The sequence below is a fragment of the Loktanella sp. S4079 genome (assembly GCF_000967725.1).
GTDB lineage: Bacteria > Pseudomonadota > Alphaproteobacteria > Rhodobacterales > Rhodobacteraceae > Yoonia.
The window spans coordinates 149,558-166,091 of the sequence record NZ_JXYE01000004.1 but is presented as its reverse complement, the minus strand read 5'-3'; the positions used below and the strand labels follow the sequence as shown (position 1 = coordinate 166,091).

The 16,534-nt window shown below is 54.1% G+C and carries 19 protein-coding genes; 10 read left to right on the top strand and 9 right to left on the bottom strand.

Annotated features, from left to right (window positions below; all coding sequences use genetic code 11):
* Positions 1–9: 9 nt before the first annotated feature.
* Positions 10–462: a tellurite resistance TerB family protein gene (locus TW80_RS12815; RefSeq protein WP_045997828.1), complete on the bottom strand. Its 453-nt coding sequence runs from the start codon at positions 460–462 to the stop codon at positions 10–12.
* On the bottom strand, positions 455–685 hold the full coding sequence (locus TW80_RS12810) for a hypothetical protein (protein WP_045997827.1): 231 nt from the start codon (positions 683–685) through the stop codon (positions 455–457). The genes TW80_RS12815 and TW80_RS12810 overlap by 8 nt, the downstream gene beginning before the upstream one ends.
* On the opposite strand from TW80_RS12810, the gene TW80_RS12805 reads away from it, so the two are divergent.
* Positions 684–1,739, top strand: coding sequence for a transporter substrate-binding domain-containing protein (locus TW80_RS12805; protein ID WP_045997826.1), 1,056 nt, complete (start codon positions 684–686; stop codon positions 1,737–1,739). The genes TW80_RS12810 and TW80_RS12805 overlap by 2 nt on opposite strands.
* 15 nt (positions 1,740–1,754) lie before the next feature.
* Here the strand turns inward: TW80_RS12805 and TW80_RS12800 are convergent, their stop codons facing one another.
* The 3 genes from TW80_RS12800 to dapD are packed head-to-tail and all read right to left on the bottom strand — an operon-like array spanning position 1,755 to position 3,207.
* Positions 1,755–2,099 (bottom strand): hypothetical protein, encoded by a 345-nt coding sequence (locus tag TW80_RS12800; RefSeq protein WP_045997825.1) that lies wholly within the window; start codon positions 2,097–2,099, stop codon positions 1,755–1,757.
* Positions 2,096–2,380 (bottom strand): hypothetical protein, encoded by a 285-nt coding sequence (locus TW80_RS12795; protein ID WP_045997824.1) that lies wholly within the window; start codon positions 2,378–2,380, stop codon positions 2,096–2,098. Before TW80_RS12795 ends, TW80_RS12800 begins: the two co-directional genes overlap by 4 nt.
* Positions 2,380–3,207 (bottom strand): 2,3,4,5-tetrahydropyridine-2,6-dicarboxylate N-succinyltransferase, encoded by an 828-nt coding sequence (gene dapD / locus TW80_RS12790; RefSeq protein ID WP_045997823.1) that lies wholly within the window; start codon positions 3,205–3,207, stop codon positions 2,380–2,382. Before dapD ends, TW80_RS12795 begins: the two co-directional genes overlap by 1 nt.
* A gap of 84 nt (positions 3,208–3,291) precedes the next feature.
* On the opposite strand from dapD, the gene TW80_RS12785 reads away from it, so the two are divergent.
* Positions 3,292–4,137, top strand: coding sequence for an LOG family protein (locus tag TW80_RS12785; protein ID WP_045997822.1), 846 nt, complete (start codon positions 3,292–3,294; stop codon positions 4,135–4,137).
* Positions 4,138–4,626, top strand: a complete 489-nt coding sequence (locus TW80_RS12780; RefSeq protein WP_239450548.1) for a gluconokinase — start codon at positions 4,138–4,140, stop codon at positions 4,624–4,626.
* Here the strand turns inward: TW80_RS12780 and TW80_RS12775 are convergent.
* Positions 4,615–5,652, bottom strand: a complete 1,038-nt coding sequence (locus TW80_RS12775) for a LacI family transcriptional regulator (protein WP_045997821.1) — start codon at positions 5,650–5,652, stop codon at positions 4,615–4,617. The genes TW80_RS12780 and TW80_RS12775 overlap by 12 nt on opposite strands.
* Before the next feature lie 205 nt (positions 5,653–5,857).
* Between TW80_RS12775 and TW80_RS12770 the strand changes: the two genes are divergently transcribed.
* From TW80_RS12770 to TW80_RS12740, 7 genes are all read left to right on the top strand, one after another.
* Positions 5,858–7,087, top strand: a complete 1,230-nt coding sequence (locus TW80_RS12770; RefSeq protein WP_239450547.1) for an ABC transporter substrate-binding protein — start codon at positions 5,858–5,860, stop codon at positions 7,085–7,087.
* Between the two features lie 196 nt (positions 7,088–7,283).
* The gene (locus tag TW80_RS12765) at positions 7,284–8,111 is read left to right on the top strand and encodes a carbohydrate ABC transporter permease (RefSeq protein WP_446720137.1); all 828 of its coding nucleotides are present in this window, start codon (positions 7,284–7,286) and stop codon (positions 8,109–8,111) included.
* Positions 8,104–9,045, top strand: coding sequence for a carbohydrate ABC transporter permease (locus TW80_RS12760; protein WP_045997818.1), 942 nt, complete (start codon positions 8,104–8,106; stop codon positions 9,043–9,045). Before TW80_RS12765 ends, TW80_RS12760 begins: the two co-directional genes overlap by 8 nt.
* Before the next feature lie 6 nt (positions 9,046–9,051).
* Positions 9,052–10,131: an ABC transporter ATP-binding protein gene (locus tag TW80_RS12755; RefSeq protein ID WP_045997817.1), complete on the top strand. Its 1,080-nt coding sequence runs from the start codon at positions 9,052–9,054 to the stop codon at positions 10,129–10,131.
* Positions 10,128–12,500, top strand: a complete 2,373-nt coding sequence (locus TW80_RS12750) for a glycoside hydrolase family 2 protein (RefSeq protein ID WP_045997816.1) — start codon at positions 10,128–10,130, stop codon at positions 12,498–12,500. Before TW80_RS12755 ends, TW80_RS12750 begins: the two co-directional genes overlap by 4 nt.
* Before the next feature lie 14 nt (positions 12,501–12,514).
* The gene (locus TW80_RS12745; RefSeq protein ID WP_045997815.1) at positions 12,515–13,261 is read left to right on the top strand and encodes a sugar phosphate isomerase/epimerase family protein; all 747 of its coding nucleotides are present in this window, start codon (positions 12,515–12,517) and stop codon (positions 13,259–13,261) included.
* Between the two features lie 9 nt (positions 13,262–13,270).
* Positions 13,271–14,389 (top strand): Gfo/Idh/MocA family protein, encoded by a 1,119-nt coding sequence (locus TW80_RS12740; protein ID WP_045997814.1) that lies wholly within the window; start codon positions 13,271–13,273, stop codon positions 14,387–14,389.
* Between the two features lie 39 nt (positions 14,390–14,428).
* Here TW80_RS12740 and TW80_RS12735 read toward each other — a convergent pair whose 3' ends face one another.
* From TW80_RS12735 to TW80_RS12725, 3 genes are all read right to left on the bottom strand, one after another.
* Positions 14,429–14,635, bottom strand: coding sequence for a ribbon-helix-helix domain-containing protein (locus TW80_RS12735; RefSeq protein WP_045997813.1), 207 nt, complete (start codon positions 14,633–14,635; stop codon positions 14,429–14,431).
* Positions 14,636–14,669: 34 nt separating this feature from the next.
* Positions 14,670–15,848, bottom strand: coding sequence for a 23S rRNA (adenine(2503)-C(2))-methyltransferase RlmN (gene rlmN, locus TW80_RS12730; protein ID WP_045997812.1), 1,179 nt, complete (start codon positions 15,846–15,848; stop codon positions 14,670–14,672).
* Between the two features lie 123 nt (positions 15,849–15,971).
* A complete protein-coding gene (locus tag TW80_RS12725) occupies positions 15,972–16,502 on the bottom strand; it encodes an invasion associated locus B family protein (protein WP_204218501.1) in 531 nt (176 codons plus the stop codon).
* Positions 16,503–16,534 lie beyond the last annotated feature (32 nt).

Genomic DNA, 16,534 nt, shown 5'->3' with positions numbered 1-16,534 from the left:
CCCCGGTCGCTACTTTCCTTCGGCGACGTCTTGCTGGATCTGCTTGGCGCGATCTTCTGGGATTCCGAAAAGCTGCTCAATCTCGTGTAGCACTTTGTTTTCTTTTTCGTGGCGAATGTCATCGGCATAGACCACACGCCATAGTGCCCGGAGCGTGGCGATCTTTTCATCGTCACTGATCGCGTTTTGTAAAATGCCTGCGATGTCTTGTGTCTTGGGAAGCTGTCTTTCGAGCGTTTCGCAAGACGCCCGCATTTTTGCCGCCTGCACTGGGTTCATCGCGTATCGTTCGGCCAGCACTTTGTCGATCAAAGTGATTTCTTCAAAGAGATAGGCGTCATCTGCCTTTGCTGCACGTACCAGTAGGGCACCCATTGCGTGCCGCACGTCAGCTTCGGGCAGGCTTGTTGGGTTTTTGGCATCTCCGTGATGGCAAAAAAAGGCGAGCAGATTGTCAAACATCGAAGCGATCCGTTGGTTGGGTTCCAATCGTGCCGCCCAAATGCGCGGCCCCTACACCGAAGTGTTGCGAATAATCTTCATCACGCAACTCAAAAGCGTTGATATTGCTGCATTTCATCGCATAGCGCGGCAAAGTTACATCTGTCGCGACGTTGGCAATGATCTGCGATTGCAACCCCGCGCGGCCCTGTGCCATATGAAAAACAGATGAAGGGGACATCATGATTGCACTGGTTCGCACTGTAGCGCTGTTATTTTTATTGTTGGCGCCTCTATCCGGCTGGGCGCAAGATTTGCGGATCACGACCGTGACGCGCGAACCGTTTTCGATGAACCAACGTGGTGATGAAACAGGGTTTTCTCTCGATCTGTGGGCGGAAGTTGCCGAGGATCTAAATTGGACCTACGAAATCGTGCGTGTTGATAGCTTTGGCGATATGCTGAGTGCGGTCAGCTCCGGCGAGGCAGACGCTGCCGTGGCGAATATTTCGATCACCTCAAGTCGAGAAGCCATTTTGGACTTCTCGCAGCCGATTTTCGAATCTGGCTTGCAAATTATGACGCCGTCAGACGGGCAGGGCGTTTCCATGTGGAACGCGCTCTTGTCGCTCGATCTTTTGCTGGCGATTGCAGCGGCTTTTGCAATTCTTTTCGGTGGCGGGATGTTGATGTGGCACTTTGAGCGCCGCTACCAAAGCTATTTTGACCTGACTGCCCGCGAAGCAATGTTCCCCGCATTTTGGTGGGCGCTGAACCTCGTCGTGAATGGCGGTTTCGAAGAGCGCCAGCCACGTTCCCCAATGGGCCGTGTTTTTGGCGTGTTCATGGTGATCTCTTCGCTGTTTGTTGTGTCGATCTTTGTGGCGCGGATCACTGCGGTACTGACAGTTGACGCGATCCAGTCGCAAGTGAGCAATATTGGCGATCTTTACGGCAAATCTATCGGTACGGTCGAAAGCTCTACCGCGGCGGATTTCTTGGATCGGCGTGATTTGAATTTTGTTGGTTATGCGAACCTCGAAGAGCTGATCGCTGCTTTTGAGGATGAAGATATCGACGCTGTTGTCTTTGACGCACCGATCCTTGCCTATTACGCGGCCAATGACGGCAAAGGGCAGGCCCGCGTTGTTGGTAATCTTTTCGTTCCAGAAAACTATGGGATCGCGTTGCAATCTGGATCGCAACTGGCAGAGCCGATCAACCAAAGCCTGCTGCGCCTACGCGAGAACGGAACATATGATTCCATTCATCGCAAATGGTTCGGTTCCAGCAACTAGAGTTATGGCGACCCGCTAGTGGCGGGTGCCGTCGTCGCCTTCGTAGAATGGGGTCATTTGCGCGACGATGACGCTGTTTTCGTCTAACGCGCGTTGCATCAGCTCTATCTCGTCATCACCGATATCGTGCCCCTCGGCGAGGCGTTCATCTAGCGTTCCGTAGCCGGACACATCCAGTGGGGCAAGGTCCGCTTGTTTCAGGATGGCGACAGTTTCGCGCACGGCTTCTGCCTCATCGATGCCACTTGCATAGCACATGAGCGCGGCCCCGGTTGCCCCCTCGGGAAGCCCGTCGTTTTCGTTGCGGCCGACTTCGACCAGTAGGGTAAAGACCTGCTGGCGGCTTTCTTTCTTGCTCATTTGGTGTCTTCCTCTTCCCAACGAGACTTTGTCGCCCACATCGAAGAAATAATGATAATGATCTGAGCTGGCAGATAAATCACCAGCATAAGAAACAGAATTGTCCAAAGCAGCGAAAACTGCATGACATAGATAAAGGTCAGCGCAGGCGGATAAACCGCGAATGCCAGCACTAACCCGGTCAAAACGATGTCAGCCAGAACTGGCAACCAAGCGGCCCGCCGCGAGGGGCGTTCCCCTGCAGCGATACGCTTGCGCGCCAGCGTCCGGCTAATCAGCATTAGTCGCGCAACAGTTCGTTGATGCCGGTCTTGGACCGCGTTTTCGCATCAACACGTTTCACGATGACCGCACAGTAGAGGTTCACACCGTTTTTGGATGGCATCGATCCAGATACCACAACAGAATATGGTGGAACCTCACCATACATGACTTCGCCAGTTTCGCGGTCGACGATTTTTGTGGATTGGCCGATGAACACGCCCATACCCAAAACAGAACCTTCGCGAACAATACAGCCTTCGACAACTTCGGAACGCGCACCGATAAAGCAGTTGTCTTCGATGATAGTTGGGCCCGCTTGCATTGGCTCTAGGACGCCGCCGATGCCAACGCCACCAGAAAGGTGCACATTTTTACCGATCTGGGCGCAGGACCCGACGGTGGCCCAAGTGTCAACCATCGTACCTTCGTCAACGTAGGCGCCAAGGTTCACAAAGGATGGCATCAACACAACGCCAGGGGCGATAAATGCGGATTTGCGGACGACTGCGTTTGGCACAGCGCGGAAACCTGCGGCTTTCCACTGGTTTTCGCCCCAGCCTTTGAATTTGCTGTCAACTTTGTCCCACCAGCCGCTGCCCTGCGGGCCGCCGGTTTGCTCTTCCATGTCTTTGATGCGGAAGCCAAGCAATACAGCCTTTTTGGCCCATTGGTTTACGTGCCAGCTGCCGTCATCCAGTTTTTCAGCAACGCGTAGGCTGCCGCTATCCAATGCGTTCAGCGTATCTTCGATTGCTTCGCGTGTTTCACCCGTTGTCGCAGGTGTAATCGTGTCGCGCGCTTCCCACGCGGCTTCAATTGCGGTCTCAAGGGCGGCGTTGGACATCGGCGTCTCCGGTTTTTTCTGGTCACTTGTTGCTATGGGCTATAGACCGGAAAAGCCCAAAAGCGCAATGCGAGGAAAAGCAGTATGAAAGACGATCGCCGTCACCCACTTCGTCATAGTTCTCAGGATCGCGAGGCCGCGACACAAATTCCCGACACGCCACAGACGCGCGCGCCGTCTTATGCCTTGGCTTTCGCAGACGAAGATTTCCTTTGTCGCGAGGAACTGCGCCCGGTGCGTTTGCAGCTTGAGCTACTTAAGCCAGAAATGCTGATGAACGAGGCCGAGATCAATTCGACGGTCGTTATGTTCGGCGGTGCACGCATTCCGTCGCCCGCCAACAAAGATGAGGCGCGAACCCAGACGCTCGCTGATTTGTCGGTTTTTTATACCGAGGCGCAGAATTTTGCGCGGATCATGACAGAGCGGTCGCTCAAGGCGGGCGGTACAGAAGACGTGATCGTTACCGGCGGTGGCCCCGGTGTAATGGAAGCCGGCAACCGCGGTGCCGAAGAGGCGGGCGGGAAATCCATTGGCTTGAACATTGTATTGCCTCACGAACAGGCACCCAATGAATATGTGACGCCTGAGCTTTGCTTTAATTTCCACTATTTCGCTATTCGCAAGATGCATTTCCTGATGCGGGCATCTGCAGTTTGCGTATTCCCCGGCGGATTTGGCACACTGGACGAAATGTTCGAGGCACTGACATTGATCCAAACCGGCCGCATGGCGCGGGTTCCGTTCTTGCTGTTTGGACGTGAATTCTGGGAAAAGATCGTGAATTGGGAGGCCCTGTCAGACGCGGGCACAATTTCTGCCGACGATCTGGATCTGTTCCGTTTTGTCGACACTGCCGAAGAAGCCGTTGCCGCCATTGATGCATGGGAAGGCAAAGGCGAAAAGCGCGGCGTAATTCCGGGGCGCTGAATGATGCACAAGGCGATCATGGTCATGGGCGTATCAGGTGCCGGTAAGTCCACGATCGCCGCTGCATTGGCGGATGACATGGGTGGTCGTTACCTTGATGGTGACGATTATCACCCGCCAAGCAATGTCGCGCATATGGCGGCGGGCAATCCTTTGACCGATGACATGCGCTGGCCGTGGTTGGATATACTTGCGCAGGCCGTAAATGCGGCCCGCCAAGAGCAGATCATCGTCTTTGCCTGTTCTGCGCTCAAGCAGGGCTATCGCGATTATCTGACCAATGCGGTTCCCGATCTAAAGCTGGCCTATTTGGATGCACCCTATGATGTGGTCGCGGCACGTTTGGCTCAACGCGAAAACCACTATATGCCGACGAGCTTGCTTGACAGTCAGTTTGCTGCGCTCGAGCCGCCAGCATCACCCGATGCGCAGGCGTCAATTGATCAGCCCATTGCCGATATTGTGCGAGCCTTGGCGCTATCGCTCTGACGGCACCTCGAGGTGCTGCATCGGTTTTGCGGTCGGTGAGCGGATCGCTTGGATCGCGGCCTTGGCCAGGAATTCGCCTGCCGCGCCAACCTGTTCTGCGGTCGTCAAAATATCTGCACGGAACAGATTTAGGAATGGCATCGCCTCTTTGGTATAGACATCAATGTCCTTGCCGACCTTCGCACCGCGTTGTTCGAGCCCGGCAACAGCGGCCATCGCGGATGAGGTGGATGCCGTGATGATACCGTCGATGTCATTGTACTTGGCCAGCGTGTCACTGACATAGGTCACTATTTCGCTGATGTAGCTATCGCTCGTAACTGGATCAGCGAGCATGATTTCCACGTTACATTCGGATGCTGCTTGCCGTGTTCCAAAGATCACATGCTGGGCATAGCTTTGCGCCGTCGGCGGAGCAATCAGCAAAAGTTTCTTGCGTCCCCGTGAGGCGAGCTTGCGCACAGCGAGCTGGCCGAAGGCGCTATTATCAAAATCGTAATAGGCGTGCCGCTCGGCCCATTCAGAACGGCCATGGGTCGCAAAGGGAAAGCCGCGCTCCATCAGGTAGGCGATGCGAGGGTCTTGGGGGCGAATTTGGTTGATAATCACCGCGTCCGCTGATCCCGTTTCGACGATATAGCGCACTGGTTCTAGCGGGTCCTGATCAGGAAAAAATGGTGTGACAACCAAATGAAAAGGTGTGTCGCGCAAGCCGCCGGCAACGGATGAAATCAGGCGTGCTGTGTGGCTCATGGTGTCGTGCTCTGTCGACATCACCAGACTGATGACATTCGTACGCCCTGTCCTTAGCCGAACACCAGCGCGATTAGGCACGTAACCAATTTCATTCGCAATTTTGCGGATGAGCTTTTTGGTTTCTGTCCCGATATCAGGCGCGTCATTCAGCGCGCGTGATACTGTCGGCACAGCAAGTCCACTGATCCGCGCGATGGTTTTGAGCGTCGGCTTGCCACCTTCGGGCCGTACATCAGCCGATGTTTCAGGAAGCGTCTTGTTCCTTGGCATGGTGATTTTCCTCCCGTTTTTTGAGGTCGTAAGCGGCAAAACTCCTATTTGGAACTGCTGTTTTACGTGTCAAACCCGAGTAAATTCAGGTTGTCCCTCATATCGCCTGCGTGTTTTCTAGGCAATAATTTAATTTTTCTTGCGAGGTCAATCTAAAACGATATAGGCTTTTCTACAACGATTTAGAACCAGGGAGGAGAGAATCGTGAAACTGACAACCAAATTGATGGCGTTCTCGGCTATCGTCAGTGCATCGTCCGCATCCGCGGTCGAATTGGAGGTTATGCACTGGTGGACGTCCGGCGGCGAGGCAGCAGCTGTTGCTAAATTTGCTGAGGCATGGGACGCATCCGGGAATAAATGGATTGATGGGGCCATCGCTGGCGGCGGGGATACAGCCCGTCCAATCATGGTAAGCCGCATTATCGGTGGCGATCCACCCGCAGCGTTCCAGTTTAACCATGGTCGTCAGGCCGAAGAATTGATCGAAGCAGGATTGCTTCTTGATCTCACCGACGTCGCCGAAGCCGAAGGCTGGGCCGACATCGTAAATCCCCCCTCATTGTTGGACGCTTGTACTGTAGATGGTCGCATCTACTGTGCCCCGGTGAACATTCACTCTTGGCAGTGGATGTGGCTGTCAAACGGCGCCTATGAAAAAGCTGGTGTGCCCGTCCCAACAAATTGGGCTGAGTTCACAGAAACCGCCCCAGCACTGCAAGAAGCAGGGATTACCCCGCTTGCGATGGGTGGTCAGTCTTGGCAGCAAAACGGTGCTTTCGGCGTGATGGCCGTGGCGCTTGCCGGTGAAGAAGCATGGCTTGCCGTAAACCGTGACAAAAACGCCGACGTTGTGATGGGCCCAGAATATGCGCGCGTCTTCGAAGCGTTTGGTGCCGCACGTGAACTATCAGCTGGCCTGAACGTTCAAGACTGGAACCAAGCGACCGCAGCTGTGATCAACGATACCGCTGGTGCGCAGATTATGGGCGACTGGGCGCAGGGTGAATTTGCAGTTGCTGGCAAGGTTGCTGGCACCGACTATTCATGTCTGCCTGGCTTGGGCGACGTTGCTATCCTGTCAACAGGTGGTGATGCATTCTACTTCCCGGTTGTTGACGATGCAGAAATTACTGCTGGCCAAAAAGAACTGGCTGCCATGCTGTTGTCGCCACCTGTTCAGGTGTCGTTCAACTCTGCCAAGGGTTCGCTGCCAATTCGTGGTGATGTTGACCTGACAACAGTGAACGAATGTACGCAAAAGGGTCTCGACCTTTTGGCTGCGGGCAACATCCTGCCAGCGGGTGAGACATTGATTTCGCCTGACACGACCACACAGCTGAACGATCTGATGACTGAGTTCTGGAATACACCTTCCATGACACCTGCCGAAGTGCAGGAACAGTACGCAGCCATCATCGCTGACGCTGACTAATCTCGTGAAAAACTGAACGCGCATAGGCCCCCCGATCTGGTGGGGCCTGTGTCGACACGTAGCCATTTATCTAGGGAGGAGAAGGATGGCGCTTTCAGAAGCCGCACATGCCGGTGCACAAACCGAGCAAGGTGGGCCAAGCCATAAACCCGTGCGATTGTTCAAGAATATATCGGCTAAGATTGCATCATTGCCGATGGTCTTTACCGCGCTTGTTGTGTTCTTGGGCGGAACAATTTGGACAGTTGTTTATTCGTTCACTGATTCAGGTCTATTACCGCGATTACGTTGGGACGGACTGGACCAATATGAACGGCTCTGGAATAGCCGTAAATGGTTGGTGTCAATCGAGAACCTCGCGATTTATGGGGTATGTTCGCTGATTGGGACACTTGTGATCGGCTTTACGCTTGCGGCGTTGCTAGATCGCAAAGTACGTGGCGAAGGCGTTCTGAGGACGATCTTTCTTTATCCATTTGCGCTGTCATTCATCGTGACGGGGCTTGTCTGGCAATGGATCCTGAACCCACAGTTGGGTTTGCAAAGCGTTGTGCGCGGTATGGGCTGGGAAAGCTTTACCTTTGATCCTTTGAATAACTCAAAAATCGTTATGTTTGGCCTGCTGATCGCGGGGCTATGGCAGGGGACCGGGCTGATCATGTGTATCATGCTGGCAGGTCTGCGCGGCATTGACGAAGACATCTGGAAAGCCGCCCGTGTTGATGGGATCGGCACCGTAAAAACCTACATCCGTGTGATTATCCCGATGATGCGACCCGTGTTTGTGACGTCGCTGGTGCTGATCGCATCTGGAATTGTGAAGCTCTATGACCTTGTGGTGGCGCAGACCTCTGGTGGACCGGGGATCAGTTCGGAAGTACCGGCAAAATACGTCATGACCGCCATGTTTGGTGGGCAAAATCTGGGGCAAGGGTTTGCCGCATCCACGATGATGCTGGTGACGGTTGTGATCATCCTTGTGCCTTGGGCCATTCTTGAATTCGGAGGGAAGAAGCGTGGCTAATCCCGGAACACTTGCTCCGACTGCGGCAGTCAATGCAGTCAACCCTGATCTCGACGAACCGCGCGGCCCAAAACCACGCAAAGCGCTAAGCCGCACGAACATCATGCTCTATGGCACGTTGATTGTGGTGGCGATGTATTACGCGCTGCCGCTTTACGTGATGGTCGTCACCTCTCTTAAGGGGATGCCCGAAATTCAGATGGGTAACATTTTTGCCCCACCGCTTGAGATCACCTTTCAACCCTGGGTCAAAGCATGGGCCGAAGCCTGTACCGGCATCAATTGTGATGGTCTTTCACGCGGGTTCTGGAACTCTGTCCGCATTCTGATCCCTTCTGTGATTATTTCGGTCGCTGTGGCCAGTGTGAATGGCTACGCCTTGTCGATGTGGAAATTCAAAGGCTCAGAGGTGTTCTTTAGCATCCTCATGATTGGGGCCTTTATTCCCTATCAAATCATGCTCTATCCAATCGTAATCATGCTGCGCGAGGCTGGCTTGTACGGTTCGCTGACAGGTTTGGTTTTGGTGCATGTCGCCTTTGGGATGCCCATCAATACCTTGCTTTTCCGCAATTACTTTGCCTCGATCCCAGAGGAGCTGTTCAAGGCTGCCCGCGTTGACGGGGCCGGGTTCTGGTCGATTTTCTTTCGGATCATGTTGCCGATGTCACTGCCGATCTTTGTTGTGTCCTTGATCATTCAGGTGACGGGCATCTGGAACGACTTCCTCTTTGGGGTGACCTATATTTCTTCGCCTGATCGGTATCCGATGACCGTGCAGCTGAACAATATCGTGAACTCTGTACAGGGGGTTAAGGAATACAACGTGAACATGGCGGCCACTTTGCTGACCGGGCTTGTTCCTCTCGTTATTTACTTTGCCTCTGGCAAACTTTTCGTACGCGGCATCGCTGCCGGCGCTGTCAAAGGCTGATAAAATATGACTAACTCTGTAGAAATCAAAAATCTCGACCTTTCGTTTGGCGCAGTCAAAGTGCTGCAAAATCTCAACCTCAACATTGGCGAGGGCGAGTTCCTTGTGCTGCTGGGTTCATCGGGCTGCGGCAAGTCAACTTTGTTGAACTGCATCGCGGGCTTGCTCGAGGTGACGGACGGCCAGATTTTCATCAAAGGCAAGAACGTCACTTGGGCAGAGCCATCTGACCGCGGTATCGGGATGGTGTTCCAATCCTATGCACTTTACCCGCAGATGAGCGTGAAAGGGAACCTGTCGTTTGGTTTGAAAAACGCCAAAGTCCCCAAAGATGAGATCGAAAAGCGGGTCGCACGGGCGGCTGAAATCCTGCAAATCGAAGCCTTACTCGACCGCAAACCGGGTGCCTTGTCCGGTGGTCAGCGTCAGCGTGTCGCGATTGGCCGCGCTCTGGTGCGTGACGTTGATGTGTTCTTGTTCGATGAACCATTGTCGAACCTCGATGCAAAACTGCGCGTTGATCTGCGTGTCGAGCTCAAGCGCCTGCATAATCAGCTTGAAAACACGATGATCTATGTGACCCATGATCAGGTCGAGGCGATGACGCTCGCGGATCGTATTGCTGTCATGAAGGGCGGCAAGATCATGCAGTTGGGCACGCCAGACGAGATTTATAACCAACCGCGCAACCTTTATGTGGCGGACTTTATTGGTAGCCCGTCGATGAACTTCCTTGAAGGTGCGCTTGAGGGTGGTGCATTTAGGGTCGATGATATGGTGATCCCGATGGACGATTACGAATTCGCCGGGCCCCAAACGGCGGATCGTCCCGCAACGATTGGGATACGGCCAGAGCATGTGGTGACGGGCGAACTCGTTAAGAATGCGCCGTTACAGTTTGAAGTGGCTGTTGATCTGGTCGAGCCAATGGGATCGGATACGTTGGTTTACGCAAAACTTGGCCAGCATAGTTTCCGCATCCGGATGGATGGGCAGGCACGCGTGAAAGACGGCGAAAAGCTGTCGATTGGGATTGATCCATCGCGCGCGTCCTTGTTTGACAAAGCAACAGAGGATCGCCTGTGACACAGCTTAGTCTTGCTGGTGAATGGTCGCTGTCGGATGACAGCGGCGATTACACCTGTGCAATGCATCTGCCCACCGATGGGATCACCGCGCTGCATGAGGCAGGGCTAATTGCTGATCCTTATTGGGGGCGCAATGAATATGATCTGCGCTGGATTTGCGAGCGTGACTGGACAGTCAGCCGTCATTTCGACGTTTCCGAAATCGATATAGATTTGGTGCTGTCCGAGGTCGACACTGTTGTGACGGTCCGTGTGAACGATCAGATTGTCCTAAAGGCAGAGAACGCATTTCGCACCTATCGCGTGCCATTGTCAGAGTTCGCAAAGGTCGGGACGAATACGATCAGCATCACATTCCATTCCCCAGTTGTGGCGGGTGGGAAAAAGCAGGCGGCGCATCCTTTTCCGCTGCCCATCAGTAAGAACTGCCCAATCCCGGATGGGAATATGCTGCGCAAACCAGCCTGTGATTTCGGTTGGGATTGGAATATTGCGCTGGCTCCGTTCGGAATCTATGGCACCATGGCGATCGAGCCATCCAAAGTTGCCCGTATTGAGCGGCTAGCAGTGACCCAAGATCACAGCGAAGGAGCGGTCGCGCTGGGCGTGACGGTCTACACCGCACATCACGATGGTGAAGTCTCTGTATCTATTGCGGGTCAGACAGTGTCAGGCACCGTGGATAACGGCTGCTGTGACTTGTCCATTCAAATCGATAATCCCGATTTATGGTGGCCTGCGGATCAGGGTGATCAGCCGCTCTATGATCTGACTGTGACTGCGGGTTCTGCCACGGCACATCGCCGTATTGGTCTGCGCAAGCTCGAACTGATCACCGAAAAAGACGACGCCGGGATGGGGTTCAAGTTCCGCATCAACGGACGGGATGTGTTTTGCAAAGGGGCAAATTGGATTCCCGCTGACGCATTGCCTGGCCAGATTACCGAAGAAAAAACACGCGACTTGCTGCAATCGGCAGTCGACGCGAATATGAACATGGTCCGAATTTGGGGCGGCGGTCGGTATGAGCCAACCTCGTTCTATGATGCTTGCGATGAATTGGGCTTGCTGGTTTGGCAGGACTTTATGTTCGCTTGTAACCTCTACCCATCCGACAACGCCTATCTGGACGAAGTCCGCGCCGAGATCAAAGACAACGTCGCGCGGATGCATCATCACGCCAGCATTGCGGTCTGGTGCGGTGATAATGAACTGATTGGCGCGCTTGGCTGGTATGATTGCAGCATCAACGATCGTGATCGGTATTTGGTGAACTACGATCGACTGAATAGGGCGATTGAGACGCAGTTGCTCGAAACTGATCCGACTGCGATTTGGTGGCCGTCATCGCCTTCGCCGGGCCCAATGAATTTTGGTGATGCATGGCATGATGATGGATCGGGCGATATGCATTTCTGGTCGGTCTGGCACGAAGGCCGGGACTTTGAGCATTATCGGGATGTCAGCCCGCGGTTTTGTTCAGAGTTTGGCTTCCAAAGCTATCCGTCGATGAACGCGATCCGCAAATTTGCAGGCGAAGCCGATCAGAACATTGCCGCGCCCGTCTTTGAAAGCCACCAAAAGAACGAAGGTGGCAATGCACGGATCGCAGAAACCATGTTTCGCTATTTCCGCTGGCCTAAGCATTTTGATGACTTTGTGTACATGTCCCAAGTTCAGCAGGGGCTTGCGATTAAAACAGCGGTCACCCATTGGCGAAGCCTCAAACCGCATTGCATGGGCACATTGATCTGGCAGCTCAATGATACATGGCCGGTTTGTTCTTGGGCGTCATTGGATCATGGGGGCGATTGGAAATTGCTGCACCATATGGCGCGGGATTTCTATGCTCCTGTCTTGGTCACGGCGGTACCACAAGATGACGCGCTTGTTTTGCGGGCGGTCAATGACACGCCGCAGCGATGCGAGGTTACCGTCACGGCCTATGGCGTGAACATGCATGGCACGCTGCGCGAGCTTGGAACAGATCGGGCAGAAGTCGCAGAGAACGCCGTTGATGTGCTTCGCGTTGCGGCCCACGACCTTGGGCAGGATGAATTGTTGCATTTTGAATGGAGCGTTTCAGACGGCTCTACTGGCAGCGATACCTTCGCGCCTCGACCATACAAAGACTACGATCTTATTGTGCCTAATCTGGCGTATCAGGTTGATGGAAATGTAATCACGATCACCGCAGATGCGCTGGCGTTGTTTGTCGCCGTCGAGGCGGACGTCGCCGGGCGATTTGATGACAATGCATTTGCCCTTTTACCGGGGCAAAGCAAACAGGTGCGTTTCACACCTGCTGATCCAACTGACAAACCAAACTTCACGCTGCGCGATTTGCACAGCGCGACCTACGCATAAATAAGGAGAGCACGATGCCGCGGATTTCATACCAGTTGTACTGTTCGCGAAATTTTCCGCCCTTGGCCGACACGCTGAAAATGTTGGCTGACACAGGGTTCAAAGAGGTCGAAGGCTTTGGTGGCTTGTTCGATGATCTTGATGCGCTCAAGGCGGGGCTAGACGCGACAGGTCTTAAGATGACCAGCACGCATATCGGGCTGGATATGGCCGAAGGCGATGCGGCCAATTTGATCGCAACGGCCAAGGAATTGGGAACAAATAAGATCATCGTTCCCTTTGTCATGCCCGATGACCGCCCCAAGGATGCCGCCGGTTGGGCTGCGTTCGGCCAACGTCTGTCCGAAGCGGGCAAGCCGTTCCAAGATGCAGGGCTGCTGTTCGGCTGGCACAACCATGACTTTGAATTTGTTGCCACAGAAACAGGTGACCTGCCGCTCGACTTGATCGCTGCGGCCTCTGACGATCTGATGCTTGAGCTGGATCTAGGCTGGGTCTTGCGTGCCGGGTTTAGCCCCGTCGACTGGATCAATAAATATGCTGGCCGCATCACGGCTGCGCATATCAAGGACATTGCCCCAGAAGGTGAAAACACTGACGAAGATGGCTGGGCCGATGTCGGTCACGGGGTCCAAGACTGGGCACCCATTCACGCTGCGCTTCAGGCGACAGGCGTGGACCACTACGTGATCGAACATGACAATCCAAAAGACCACGCGCGCTTTGCGCGCCGCAGCTTGGCCTCAATTCAAAAATTCTAAGAGATACTCATGACAAAACTTGGTGTAGGCATCATTGGATGCGGTAATATCTCAACCTCGTACTTAAAATTAGCGCCGCTGTTTAAGTCGCTCGAGGTCAAGGCAGTGGCTGACATCAACATAGATGCCGCAAATGCGCGTGCTGCGGAATTTGGCGTGCGTGCGGAAACTGTGGATGACTTGCTCAAGGCCACTGACGTTGATGTGGTCGTAAACCTGACGATCCCAGATGTGCATTTCGCCGTGACCAAGCGGATTTTGGAGGCTGGCAAACACGCCTATTCCGAAAAACCGCTTGTCCTAACGCTGGATGAAGGCAAAGAGCTACGCGATCTCGCAGAGGCCAAGGGCCTGCGCGTTGGCTCTGCGCCGGATACTTTCCTGGGCGGGGCGCATCAATTGGCGCGTGCGCAGATTGACGCTGGCAAAATTGGACGGATCATCGGTGGGACCTGCCACGTGATGAGCCACGGCATGGAAGCATGGCATCCCAATCCCGACTTTTTCTTTAAGCCGGGTGGCGGCCCCGTTTTGGATTTGGGTCCATACTATATTACCAACCTCATTCAGCTTATCGGGCCGGTGAAATCTGTAACGGCGCTTGCAACTGCGACCTTTGCCACGCGAACTATCGGCAACGGTGATCGCTTGGGTGAAACGGTGCCCGTTGAGACACCCACCAACATTCAGGCCTTGCTTGAATTTGAAAACGGCGCGGTTGTGACACTTGGCGCGAGCTGGGACGTCTGGGCGCACCGTCATGCAAATATGGAGCTATATGGCGAAGATGGGTCCATCTTTGTGCCTGATCCGAACTTCTTTGGCGGAGATATCGAGATCAGTGGCGCGGATAGTGAAATCACCACTGTTGACCCGTGGGAGCATCCATTCGGTGTCGCCAACCAAGAAGATCGCGCGAACTATCGCTGTGCCGGGCTGGCAGATATGGCCGCCGCAATCGCCGAAGGGCGCGAGCACCGCTGCAATATTGACGTGGCCGTGCATGCAGTGGACGTGATGACCAGCATCCTACGCGCCGGAGAAGAGCGGCGTTTCGTTGAAATGACCACGACGTGTAAACGGCCAGAGGCACTATCCCCTGAAGAGGCGCGCGCACTGCTCGCATAAAGACAAGCGCCCGCAGTCTTTTTGCTGCGGGCATTTCATTTAGATAGCATGAGCCGTCGGTTGATGCGGGGGTGGCATGCCAATTGGCATACGTTGTGTGCGGCTCGCTAATGCAGAGGCGCGTTGTTTTAAATCATTGCGCACCGCGTCGCGAACAAGGCTTGCAATCGCAACCTCGTCACGTCCGGCAACATGTTCAAGCGCGTCAAGCAGTTCAGGCGGGAGATCAAGCATAATGTGTTTCATGCGGTATGCTTAACGAAACACGATAAATATATGGTTAAAGCCCGGTCTCTTGTGCGATTTGCGCGCGACTTTTTCGCTGACGTTCGGTTGCTGATTTCAACTGACCACAGGCAGCCATGATATCTTCGCCGCGTGGCTTGCGTACAGGTGACGAATATCCAGCATTAAACACGATATCCGCAAAGGCGCGAATACGGTTATTCGACGACCGCTTGTAAGGTGCGCCGGGCCATTCGTTGAAAGGGATCAGGTTGATCTTAGCAGGGATGCCTTCGATCAGTTTAACCAGTCGATGCGCGTCTTCGTCGGTATCATTTACGCCATCCAGCATCACATACTCAAAGGTGATCCTCTCGGAATTTGAGGCTTTGGGATAGGCGCGCAATGCGTCGAGCAAGTCAGCGATTGGCCAACGTTTGTTGATTGGCACCAGCTTATCGCGCACTTCGTCTGTGGTAGCATGGAACGACACGGCCAGTTGGCAACCGATTTCTTCGGCAGTGCGGGCGATCTCGGGTACGACGCCAGAGGTCGATAGCGTAATGCGACGACGCGAAAGCGCGATACCTTCGGGATCAAGCGCGATCTTCATCGCGTCACGCACATTTTCAAAATTGTACAACGGTTCGCCCATGCCCATCAGCACGATGTTCGACAAAAGGCGTGGCGCCGCGGTGTTGCGTGCGCCCTGTTCGGGCCATTCGGCCAAATCATCGCGCGCCAGCATAACTTGGCCAATGATCTCACCCGGCGTCAGGTTACGCACCAATTTTTGCGTTCCGGTATGGCAGAACGAACAAGTGAGCGTGCATCCGACTTGGCTCGAGATACATAGCGTCCCGCGATCCGTTTCGGGGATATAGACGACCTCGACTTCGTGGCCACCAGCGATCCGCACCAAATATTTCCGGGTGCCATCTTCGGAAATCTGGCGTGTCACGACCTCGGGAAGGGCAATGACGAATTTCTCAGCCAGCATGGCGCGGTAGTCTTTGGACAGATTGGTCATCTGATCAAAATCGCGCACCCCCCAATGGTACAGCCATTGCCAGATTTGCCCAGCACGCATTTTCGCCTGCTTTTCCTTCGTGCCAGCAGCGATCAACGCCTCGCGCAGGGCAGGGCGGGTCAGGCCAATGATATTTTGCGGACCGTCCGGCAGTTTGCGCGGAATGGTCAGGACATCCTGGGTGATGGGGGCCTTGGGGTCCATTGGGTGCTCCAAATCGGGTTCAGGCGTTGCATATAAGAGGAACGGGCCGCTTTCACAAGAAAAGCAGCCCGCCCCAGAAAAACTAATTTTGCAACGCGAATACGTTGCGATTGCAGCTAAAGCTTAGCTGGCACACTGCGAGGCAGCTTCGTCAACTGCGGCGGTAAAGCCAAGCAAGCTGAATGTATCTTGTGTTTGCGTGCCGCGACCTGAACGGCCGGTCAGTACCGCATCGGCACCACGTTTCATGGCAGCAACGAATTTAGCATCGTCTTCGGCACTAGCGGGCCATGCGAATTCGCCTTCGGTGAACATCTCGTAGCTGGTGTCGCCGATTTTGACAGATACTGTCGACCCACTAGCAAATGGATATCCAGCGGCAAACATGACCTGACCTGATACGTTTTCTGACGGACGATAGAAAACAATCATCTGAATTTCGCCACGGCGCACCGTTACAACGTTGCCGTCGCGGGTATTTACCGTTTCAACAGGCGCAGAGACCGCCCAGCATTCTTTTGGGTCGCTTTCCACATAGACCGCCCAATCTGTATTTGCCGCAACACGGTTTTCGCTCGAGTCCTGCGCAACCGCCGCATTCGCAAAAGTAAGTGCCGCCGCGATGCCCAACGTGCGTGCAATATTCAAAATCATCTCGCAGCCTCCAAGCTGTCTTTTGCCTCAGT

Bases quoted from the DNA above. Each gene is read 5' to 3' on its own strand.
- TW80_RS12815 (WP_045997828.1), bottom strand. From the start codon at position 462: ATGTTTGACAATCTGCTCGCCTTTTTTTGCCATCACGGAGATGCCAAA.
- TW80_RS12805 (WP_045997826.1), top strand. From the start codon at position 684: ATGATTGCACTGGTTCGCACTGTAGCGCTGTTATTTTTATTGTTGGCG.
- TW80_RS12810 (WP_045997827.1), bottom strand. From the start codon at position 685: ATGATGTCCCCTTCATCTGTTTTTCATATGGCACAGGGCCGCGCGGGG.
- TW80_RS12800 (WP_045997825.1), bottom strand. From the start codon at position 2,099: ATGAGCAAGAAAGAAAGCCGCCAGCAGGTCTTTACCCTACTGGTCGAA.
- TW80_RS12795 (WP_045997824.1), bottom strand. From the start codon at position 2,380: ATGCTGATTAGCCGGACGCTGGCGCGCAAGCGTATCGCTGCAGGGGAA.
- dapD (WP_045997823.1), bottom strand. From the start codon at position 3,207: ATGTCCAACGCCGCCCTTGAGACCGCAATTGAAGCCGCGTGGGAAGCG.
- TW80_RS12785 (WP_045997822.1), top strand. From the start codon at position 3,292: ATGAAAGACGATCGCCGTCACCCACTTCGTCATAGTTCTCAGGATCGC.
- TW80_RS12780 (WP_239450548.1), top strand. From the start codon at position 4,138: ATGATGCACAAGGCGATCATGGTCATGGGCGTATCAGGTGCCGGTAAG.
- TW80_RS12775 (WP_045997821.1), bottom strand. From the start codon at position 5,652: ATGCCAAGGAACAAGACGCTTCCTGAAACATCGGCTGATGTACGGCCC.
- TW80_RS12765 (WP_446720137.1), top strand. From the start codon at position 7,284: ATGGTCTTTACCGCGCTTGTTGTGTTCTTGGGCGGAACAATTTGGACA.
- TW80_RS12755 (WP_045997817.1), top strand. From the start codon at position 9,052: ATGACTAACTCTGTAGAAATCAAAAATCTCGACCTTTCGTTTGGCGCA.
- TW80_RS12745 (WP_045997815.1), top strand. From the start codon at position 12,515: ATGCCGCGGATTTCATACCAGTTGTACTGTTCGCGAAATTTTCCGCCC.
- TW80_RS12740 (WP_045997814.1), top strand. From the start codon at position 13,271: ATGACAAAACTTGGTGTAGGCATCATTGGATGCGGTAATATCTCAACC.
- TW80_RS12735 (WP_045997813.1), bottom strand. From the start codon at position 14,635: ATGAAACACATTATGCTTGATCTCCCGCCTGAACTGCTTGACGCGCTT.
- rlmN (WP_045997812.1), bottom strand. From the start codon at position 15,848: ATGGACCCCAAGGCCCCCATCACCCAGGATGTCCTGACCATTCCGCGC.
- TW80_RS12725 (WP_204218501.1), bottom strand. From the start codon at position 16,502: ATGATTTTGAATATTGCACGCACGTTGGGCATCGCGGCGGCACTTACT.